Below are 9,450 nucleotides of genomic sequence, written 5' to 3'. Positions count from 1 at the left end.
ACGTCAAACTCACTTTAGCTCAGGCTTTAGCCGTTGTTCACAGACGCCCGAAGTACTAACTCCAACCCCAATTGTACCCGCCAACTCATGCATTCGCCGGCAGCGACGGTCAACATCACCAAATCCAACTAAATTAGTGCGGCGCAACCAACGACTTCTGGCTTGTCTCGATGCCCAGGACCAGATCCCCGGTCCCAGATTCCTTGACGGTTACTTGCGATTCCGAAACTCCTGACCGAACTGCAGCGTATTGACTTCGCCACTGCCACCGTCATTATCGAAGATCGTATCCTGACCATCACCGCGGTCGAAGATGTAGGTCTCGTTGCCCTGCCAACCAATCGAGATGTCGTCGCCGGCAAGGCCGTAGATCGTGTCAGCGCCCGATGTTCCGGTGAGCGTGTCGTCGCCGGATTCACCGAAGATTGTAGCCACTGATACCTGTGTCTCTTCAGGTCTCAAGGCTCACATTCAGCCGAAGCTTGTGTAGTCCACAACCATCGGCACGCTCGTAGCACGATCAACCTCCGCGATTCCTACCTCAAGCCAAGTCGCAACCAGTGTCCAACAAGCGGTTTATTCCGAACAATCGCGGGAACCTTAGCAGACCGACGATCGAGCGTTAGCCACAGTGATCGGCTGTAAGAAAATATTTCTCGCTCCAGACGCATAGACACTTTTATCGGGCGAAACCGATGACATCGATAAGCTCTCTTAGCGACATCAGCTTTGGATCAATACCCGTGACGCTTTCCCGATTGCTTGCTCTAATGACGTGCTCAGCAGTCGCTTCAAGAAGTTTCCTAACATGCGCGGAAAGATTAACTCCGTCGTTAGCCTTTGTAACCTTCACTCGGTCGCTTTCAACGTTGAGGTTGAGGCGATCTCCTGCCAACGAATACGCAAAGTACTCGTTATTCTCAACATCGATCGGCTCCGTCCATGCAGCTAAGCTCTCAAAATTCCGGAACAGCGTTACATCACCAACTACTTCGCTGCTGCTAGACTCGTTTATGATAGCAACACTCGATAGGTCCACATTCATCAGAATCTGCTCCAAAATGATCGATCGGTAGACTTAGTTTCCCACGGCCGGTGACGTCCGATACCGCCTCCCGGCATAGTCTCCCCCGTCACAGGATCGACAGCTCGCCTGTGATAATGCGGCCAACGTCCGAGGGGGTGGCCCGTGCGGTTTCCATAGGGAGCAAAACGGAAATTGCGGCCGAACGAATACTCCCATCCTAGCACTGCATACTCACAGATCGCGCCAGCGTAAGGCATAGCGACCACCGCCAACATCATACCGCCGGTTTGATATGGGTGCTCAAGAGGATTGTAATCGAAACCAGGTTCTTCGTCCGTTCCCGGATACCAGATTCCCATTGCGTCGACATAACGACCGGTATGATCCCGCTTCAGCGCAGGCGCAGACCCTGCGTAGGCGTAGACATTTGGTCCATCCAGCAATTCCGGCAGCTCTAGACCGAAGGACCAATTTACAGTGAGTGACGACGGGACAAACGCGGACGCCTGCGCCGACATGCCCCGGCCGTCAATTATAGAGCTAATGGGCGACTCGCCAGAAGTGACAGACCAGAACGCCGGCACTTCGCCATTAGGATCCGGCTGCGTGTATCGTCCCAGGGTGGGATCGTAATGTCTATACCAATTGTAGTGAAGCCCGGCTTCCAACAAAAAATACTGCCCCGGAAACCGCAGATTATTCGTGGCAGACCCTAGGATCACGTCGACGGCGCCAAACGGCAAGAAGTATGCATTCCACACCACGTTCTTCGTGCTGTCCGTCATCCGAATCGGGCGGTCGAGATGGTCGGCGTGGACGAACCAGAGGTTTGGCGCGGACGTGTCGAGATCAGCTGCCACGGCGAGCGGCATGTCGTCCAGCCAGACATACTCCCGGGTCACGACGCCGGAGGCCGTCGCTTCGGCGATAAGACGACCGGTGAGATCGTACACGTAATGCATGGTAGCGGGCGGCGAGGCCGTCCGTAGCGTGCGGACGGCCATCCGCTCCAAACCGTCATAGCCGTAGTCCGCCGTGACGGACGAGTTGAGACTCAGCTGATCGAGCCGATCGCGGTTGTTGTAGCGATAGCCATAGATCGTGCCGGACCGATTGTCGGTCACGAGATTACCTGCCGCGTCGTGAGTAAATGTCCGAACGTTGGTTCCGTTGCTGCTGACATCGACCAACCGGTTCGACGTGGCCTCGTACTGGGTGATCTGCTCTGTGACGGTTCCACGGCTGGCATAGGATTCGAACATCCGATTGCCGACAGCGTCGTAGGCATAACCAAGCACGCCCCAGGGGCCGCTGGCATTCTCGAGCCGACCGGTCGGCGTATACGAGTAATTCTCGCTGCGCAGCGTATCGACCGTGTCGGTGATATCGGTGATGTTGACGCCGTCGTTGCGGCTGTATTGGCGATTGACAACATCGGTTCCGGATGAAGTGCCCGTGACGACGAGCTGACTCAGTAGGTAGTCCTGATCATACGTCTTGATCAGGGTCAGGCCATTGCCATAGGTCAGCGACTGCAACGGCCCCGCAGCGCCATACGTCACGTTGGACGCCAGAGGCACGGTCGCGTTCGTGGTCCGCGAAGTCACATCCGTAATGCGGCCGACCGTGTCCCGAGTGTAATCGACCACCCGTCCCGACGGGTAGGTCATGCGGATGATGTTTCCGGCGAGGTCATAGCCATAGCCGACGACATAGATGGCCGAGCCCGTGGCCTTGCGCTCCTGCATCACCTGGCCGAGCGCGTTGAAGGTCCAATCGATCGAGCCGGTGGCGTCCTGGATCCGGGTGAGCCTGCCTTTGCCCTTGTTGCCGTTGGTCGCGTCGTCCCAGGTATAGGTGATGTTCTCACTGGGCGCTGCCGGATACTGCTTGGCCAGCAGCCGCCCAGCATTGTCATAGGTCAGGTTCGTGCCGACGCCGCGGGCATCGACGATCTGCATCGGCTTGCCCAGGACGTTATAGGTGTAGGTGGTCGTGCCGCTGTCCGGGCTGACGCGCTGGATCACCTCACCGAAACCGTTGCGGACGTAGCTGGTGGTGAGCGAGCGCGGGTCGCTGTAGGCGGTGATGTCGTCGGCACCGTTGCGAGCCACCGCGACCGAGTTGCCCTCCTCGTCCGTCGTCCCAATCAGCCGGTTGAGGCCGTCAAAGCTCGATCCGAACACGTTGGCTCGCGGATCTGTGACCGACACCTCGTTGTGGGTGCGGTCATAGCCGTGGGTCCAGGTCTGCCCGAACGCGCCGACGAACGTCAGCAACCGGCCGAGTTCGTCATAGGTCGCCGTCTGCGACGCTTGCAGGATGCCGCTCGGATCCTTGATCCGCCGCGCGGTGACGTTGCCGAGATTGTCGCGGTCGTACTCGACCGTCGCCCCGGTATTGTCCTGCACCCGGATGAGCCGGCGGCCGTCATCGTAGGTATATTGCAGGAACGCGCCGTTCGGCCTGACGATCCGGCTGACATCGCCCGTCGGGGTGTAGTCGATCGACGTCGTCGCGACCAGCCCGCTGGGATCCACGATTGTGCTCTTCAACCGGCCCAGGGGATCGTAGGTCAGGTTGGTATAGACGCCATTGGGGTCGAGGATCGTGGTCGGCTGGCCCCGCCCGTTATGCGACATCACCTTGGTGAGGTGGCCGACCTCGTTGGTGATCGTCGCCACGAATCCCGTCTGGTCATAAGTGTAAAGGACTGTGTCACCGGCTCCGGGCAGCGGCCCATCGACGGAGGCAAGCAACCCTCCCGTCGTGTAACCGTAAGTCCAGGTCCGGGTCTGGCCGTTGGTCGCATACGGCACCGTCTGGCTGGTCGTATCGGCCTTCGTGAGCTGGGTGAGAAGACCGCCGGTCCAGGTGAAGTCGGTAGTCACGCCGGGCTCGACCGCACGCGTCGGCACGTTGAGCGTCGGATGCCAAGTGTAGCTGTTCGACTGCGCGAGCGGCGTTCCGTAGCCGCGGGTGACGAGCGTCGGATTGCCGCGGCTGTCGCGGACGTAATGCGTGACCCGCCCCTCCTCGTCGGTCTCGTCCGTAACATAATTGTTGACGTCATAGCCGATGACGGAATTCGAACCAACGCAATTGGCGGACGGCTGCCCCTCGATGCTGGCGAGGATGTTGTTGCCCCGCGCATCCTTGCTGTAGTGATACACTGCGACCTTAGACAGCGGATTGGTCACCGTCACCGTGTTGGCCACATCATTGTAGGCGATCGAATATCGCTCGACGCCGCCGGCATGCTCCGATGTCAGCACCCTCCCCTTGGCATCGTAGGTCCAGGTCGCGTAGCGCACGCCGGCCTCGTTGGTGACGCCGGTCAGCGCGTAGGGAAAGCTTGCATTCTCGTAATGATAGCGGATGCGCGGATTGTCCGCCGTGTCTGCGGTCGTATCCGGCTGAATGACGTATTCGAGCGCGAACAGGTCCGCCGCCATCTGCAGCGGATCCGGACCGCTCCTGCCGACGATGGCGTAGCGCGGAATGAACTTGTAGCGATAGACTTGTCCGCCGGGCACCGTCATCGTATCGAGCAGCCCCTGCGGCGTATAGGTGAACTGCAGGGTCCGACCGAAACTGTCGGTTACCAGCGTGTTGTTGCCGGCGCTGTCATAGGTCAGTGCCTGGGTGTAGCCGCTCTGGAATATGATCGACTGCAGCACGCCGCCGGCGTCGTAGACCCGGCTGATATTGTCATCCGTCGTCAGGGTATAGAGCTGTGTGGTCGCATTCTTCACGAGCGTCGCAGCCCGACCGCGGTTGCCAATGACGAGGCTCTTCAGGCTCCAGTCGTAATAGCTCTGCGCGTAGAGGCCGGTCGAGCTGACATAGCTGAAGAGGACGACCTCTCCGTTGGGGAGCGTAATCGTCACGCTATTGGAAGCGACGATCGCGCCGGAATCGAAGTTCGACCGCCATCCGTTACCGAGCCGCGACGGACGCAGACGTCCGCTCAGCGTCGCCTGATCGCTCGTATAGAAGCGCTCGAATTTGAGCGACGCACCGCCGTCGCTCGTACTCTGGGTCGAGAAATCGGTATAGGCCTCGATCTTCATGCCACTGCGAAGATCGACGGGATTGGCGACCTGGTCTCGACAGGACGGGCAGTGATCCGCCGGGGGAGCAGCGAGACACCCCGATCCGGTTAGAACTTCACCACTATCGCAGTTGAGAAACGCTACACCACCCCGGTAAGCTCCATTCGAATTCCCGTCACAAATCGCACCGGCGAAAATGCCGCTGCTCCCCGCCCCGTTAAGATAGCACTTCGTCAGGATGACGCTTGGGTCGCTGCTCCAGTAAGCCCAAAAGTCTTCCTGCGCACAGGCAATACCATCCGAACCGCAGTTGCCGTTGTGATAGCTGGCCCAGTGGCCCGCATGCACCGGCTGAGGCGCAAGACAGACGATGAACGAGGCACAGAACAAGATGACTGCGACGATAGAACCGCGCAGCCAAGCCAGCTGCGCAAACCTATTTCCAACCCGGATCATGTGCCCCCAACTTCCGATTGCAACAACACGAATCAAATACATATCAATCATAGATCAACTGCACGGTATTTTATCACCTTAGGATGTCAATTCGACAACAACCCTTTCCACGTCGGCATCCCAACAAAATCGGTGATGAGTCGCGGCATCTTCGCGGAGTAGTTTCATCGTTCGCGAAGACTCTCGGATTTGTATCTGAGCAGCGGCGACATCACATACTCGATGATCCGTCTCGTCCCCGTCTTGATCTCCACCGTCACCGCCATCCCCGGCGCGAGCGCGACCATCTTGTCCTCGATCTGCATTTGCTTCTCATCCAGCGACACCCGCGCCGAATAGATGAACTCCTGGCCTGCCGGCTCGCTGGTCTCGGCCAGTGCACCAGCCGCCTTGCCGCCATTCTGCTTATCGGCGGGCTTCTCGCGGACGATCGAATCTTGGGAGACGCTCAGCACCTTGCCATGGACGAGGCCGTAGCGGGTGAAGTTGAAGGTGTCGATCTTGATCTCGGCTGATTGCCCGACATTGACGAAGCCGATGTCGCGGTTGGAGATCATGGCTTCCGCCTCGAGCTGGCTGTCGGCGGGCACGATGAGCATCAGCTGTTGCGCCGGTGTGACGACGCCGCCGACAGTGTGCAGCGCGAGCTGCTGCACGGTGCCGTCGATCGGGGCGCGCAGCACCTGCTCGGCGATCTTGCGCTCGGCCTTGACGAGGTCCTGCGTCAGCTCGTCGGCCTTCTTCTCGGCATCGGCGAGGTCCGACAGCACCTGGCGCTCGAAGCCGGAGCGGGTCTGCGCCAGCTGCTGCTCCAGCGCCAGCCGCGCCGCCTCGATCTCGACCAGGCGCCGCGTCTGCACGATGCGCTCGCTCTGCTGGTCGATCAGCCGCGACTGCGCGTCGATATAGGCGATCTGGTTGCCGTATTGGATCTCCTTGGCGTTGCGGCGGATGTCAGCGGTCTCCTGCAGGAATGGGAGCGTGGCATCGATCTTGGCGATCGCGGCCTCGATCGACTGCGCCTCGGCACGCTTCTGTGCGATCTGCTGCAAATTGGAGGCGAGCTTCGACAGCTGCTCGGCGGCCTGCGCCTGCAGGGCGGCGCGGGTACGTGCGACGTCGGCGGGTGCGGCGCCTTCGGGCACGTTGAGCGGTCGCAGCTCGGCGAGATCGCCGAAGCTGTCGCGGAGCACACCGAGCCTTGCAACATCGAGCCTTGCCTGCATCAGGCCCTGCGCGACGCGGCGGCGCTCGGCCTCGGTGACGGTGCGATCGAGCTCGACCAGCACGTCGCCGGCATGCACCTTGTCGCCGTCCTGGACGTGGATCGCGGCGACGACGCCCGCTTCCAGCGGCTGGATGGTCTTGGTGCGGCCGGTCGGCACGATCTTGCCTTGCGCCGAGGCGATGATGTCGACATGGCCCACGATCGACCAGCCGATCGCGATGACGAAGAACAGCATGATGGTCCCGGCCACGGCTCGGCCCACGGGCGAGGCCGGCGTCTCCACGATCTCCAGCGCCGCGGGGAGGAACTCGCGGGCATCTTTGCGGCGGCCCCGTCGCGCGTCGAGCGAGATCGGCGCGTTGTCCTGCTTCTGCGCTTCAGCCGACGACATGGAGCCCCGCCTGGATCTGGTCCAGCGTCGCGTAGCGCCCAGCGCGCTTGATCAGCTCGTCATGGGTGCCGTCCTCGACCAGGCGGCCATTCTCGATGGTGAGGATGCGGTCGGCGTTGCGCACCGCCGACAGCCGGTGCGCGATGATGAACACGGTGCGCCCGGCGCAGATCTTGCGCATGTTGCTCTGGATGATGTTCTCGCTCTCATAGTCGAGCGCCGAGGTCGCCTCGTCAAAAATGAGAATGCGCGGATTGGTGACCAGCGCACGCGCAATCGCGATGCGCTGGCGCTGGCCGCCGGAGAGGCTGGCACCGCGCTCGCCAACCACCGTGTCATAGCCGTCGGGCAGGCCGAGAATGAACTCATGGGCGCCGGCGAGCTCGGCCGCCTGGATCACCCGCTCCATCGCCATGCCGGGATCGGCCAGCGCGATGTTGTCGCGGATCGAGCGGTTGAACAGCACGTTCTCCTGCAGCACCGCGCCGATCTGCCGCCGCAGCCAGGTGACGTCGGCGACCGTGAGATCGACGCCGTCGATCAGGATGCGGCCGGCCTCGGGGACGTACAGCCGCTGGATCAGCTTGGTCAGTGTCGACTTGCCAGAGCCGGAGGGGCCGACGATGCCGACCACTTGGCCGACCGGCACCTTCAGGCTGACGTCGTGCAGCGCCAGCGGTCCATCGACGCGGTAGCGGAAATGGACGTGGTCGAACACGACCTCGCCGCGCACTGGCGGCAGCGCCGCGCGGCCGGGATTGAACGCCGGCTCCGGCGTGGTGTTGAGGATGTCGCCGAGCCGCGCCACCGACAGCCGCGCCTGGTGGAAATCCTGCCACAGCTGCGCCAGCCGCAGCACCGGCTGCGCCACCCGCCCGGCCAGCATGTTGAAGGCGATGAGCTCACCGACGCTCAAGCTGCCCTCGATCACCAGATGCGCCCCGAAATACAAGGTCAGCGCGGTGACGATCTTGCTGATGAACTGCACCGACTGGCTCGCCCAGTTGCCGAGCGACAGCACGTCGAAGCTGGCGCCGACATAGCCGGCGAGCTGCTCCTCCCAGCGCCGCTGCATCTGCGGCTCGATTGCCATGGCCTTCAGGGTCTGGATCGCGGTGACGGTCTCGACCAGGAAGGCCTGGTTCTCGGCGCCGCGGTCGAACTTGACGTCGAGCCGCTTGCGGAAGATCGGCGTCACCCCGGCCGACAGCGCGATGTAGAACGGGAACGAGCCGATCACGATCCAGGACAGGAACGGCGAGTAGTAGAACATCACGCCCAGGAAGACGAAGGTGAAGGCGAGATCGATCACCAGGGTCAGCGCCGAGCTGGTAATGAAATTCCTGATGTTCTCCAGCTCGCGCACCCGCGCCACGGAATCGCCGGCGCGCCGCGCCTCGAAATAGGCGATCGGCAGCGCGACCAGATGGCGGAACAGCCGCGCGCCGAGCTCGACGTCGATGCGGTTGGTGGTGTGGGAGAAGACGTAGGTGCGCAAGCCCCCCAGCACGGTCTCGAAGATGGTGACTGTAACGAGCCCGAACACCAGCACGTCGAGCGTGGTGTAGCCGCGATGGGTCAGCACCTTGTCGGTGACGACCTGGAAGAACAGCGGCGTCACCAGTCCGAACAGCTGCAGGAAGAACGAGGCCAGCAGCACCTCGCCGAGCAGCCGGCGATATTTGTGCATCGCCTGCAGGAACCAGGTGATGTCGAAACGGCGCGCAAGATCGGTCAGCGAGGCGCGGCGCGCCATCAGCACGACCGTGCCGGTCCAGTTGGCCTCGAACTCGGCGCGCTTGAGACTCTGCGGCCGGTTGACCTGCGGATCTTGGATCAGCGCCGCATCCACGGTGACCTGGCCGAGAATGACGAACGAGCCATCAGCCCGCGCTGCGATGGCCGGCAGCGGCAGCTTGGCAAGGCCGTCCCAATTCTGGCTGACAGCGCGAGCCTTGAGCTTCAACTGCTTGGCGCAGCGGAGCATCTCCGTCACGCCGACCGGCTCTCCCGCCAACTGATGTGCAATCTGCGCCGGATCGATAGCGACCTGATGAAACCGCAGCAGCAATGTCAGGCAGTCGAGCCCCGTATCCCTCTGCCCCGCGTCCATTGCCCCTGCACTACCCTAAGTCGTGCAGGAATGATGTACCACAAGAAACGATTGGACAAGATCTGCCACGTTCCCGCCGAGGATATTTTTACCTGCGAGGGATCGCACGTTACATGCATTGCGTGCATTGGGTGCAGGCTTCGCGCGTCTGCTGGACTAACCCGACAGCACCTCGCAACG

General features: G+C 61.5%; 5 protein-coding genes. All 5 read right to left on the bottom strand.

Annotation, left to right across the window (positions count from 1 at the left end; genetic code table 11):
* Positions 1-210: 210 nt before the first annotated feature.
* A complete protein-coding gene (locus tag QW863_RS27135) occupies positions 211-435 on the bottom strand; it encodes a hypothetical protein (protein WP_315716587.1) in 225 nt (74 codons plus the stop codon).
* A 244-nt stretch (positions 436-679) separates the two neighbouring features.
* Positions 680-1,045, bottom strand: coding sequence for a hypothetical protein (locus QW863_RS27130; protein WP_315716586.1), 366 nt, complete (start codon positions 1,043-1,045; stop codon positions 680-682).
* Positions 1,045-5,589, bottom strand: a complete 4,545-nt coding sequence (locus QW863_RS27125) for an RHS repeat-associated core domain-containing protein (RefSeq protein ID WP_315716585.1) — start codon at positions 5,587-5,589, stop codon at positions 1,045-1,047. Before QW863_RS27125 ends, QW863_RS27130 begins: the two co-directional genes overlap by 1 nt.
* Positions 5,590-5,702: 113 nt before the next feature.
* Positions 5,703-7,157, bottom strand: coding sequence for an HlyD family type I secretion periplasmic adaptor subunit (locus QW863_RS27120; RefSeq protein ID WP_315716584.1), 1,455 nt, complete (start codon positions 7,155-7,157; stop codon positions 5,703-5,705).
* Entirely contained in the window at positions 7,144-9,270 is a 2,127-nt protein-coding gene (locus QW863_RS27115) for a type I secretion system permease/ATPase (protein ID WP_315716583.1), read from the bottom strand. The genes QW863_RS27120 and QW863_RS27115 overlap by 14 nt, the downstream gene beginning before the upstream one ends.
* Positions 9,271-9,450: the final 180 nt, after the last annotated feature.

Source organism: Bradyrhizobium sp. SZCCHNR1017 (genome assembly GCF_032381375.1).
In the GTDB taxonomy this organism is placed as follows: Bacteria; Pseudomonadota; Alphaproteobacteria; order Rhizobiales; family Xanthobacteraceae; genus Bradyrhizobium.
This window is presented reverse-complemented; position numbering and strand designations above follow the sequence as displayed.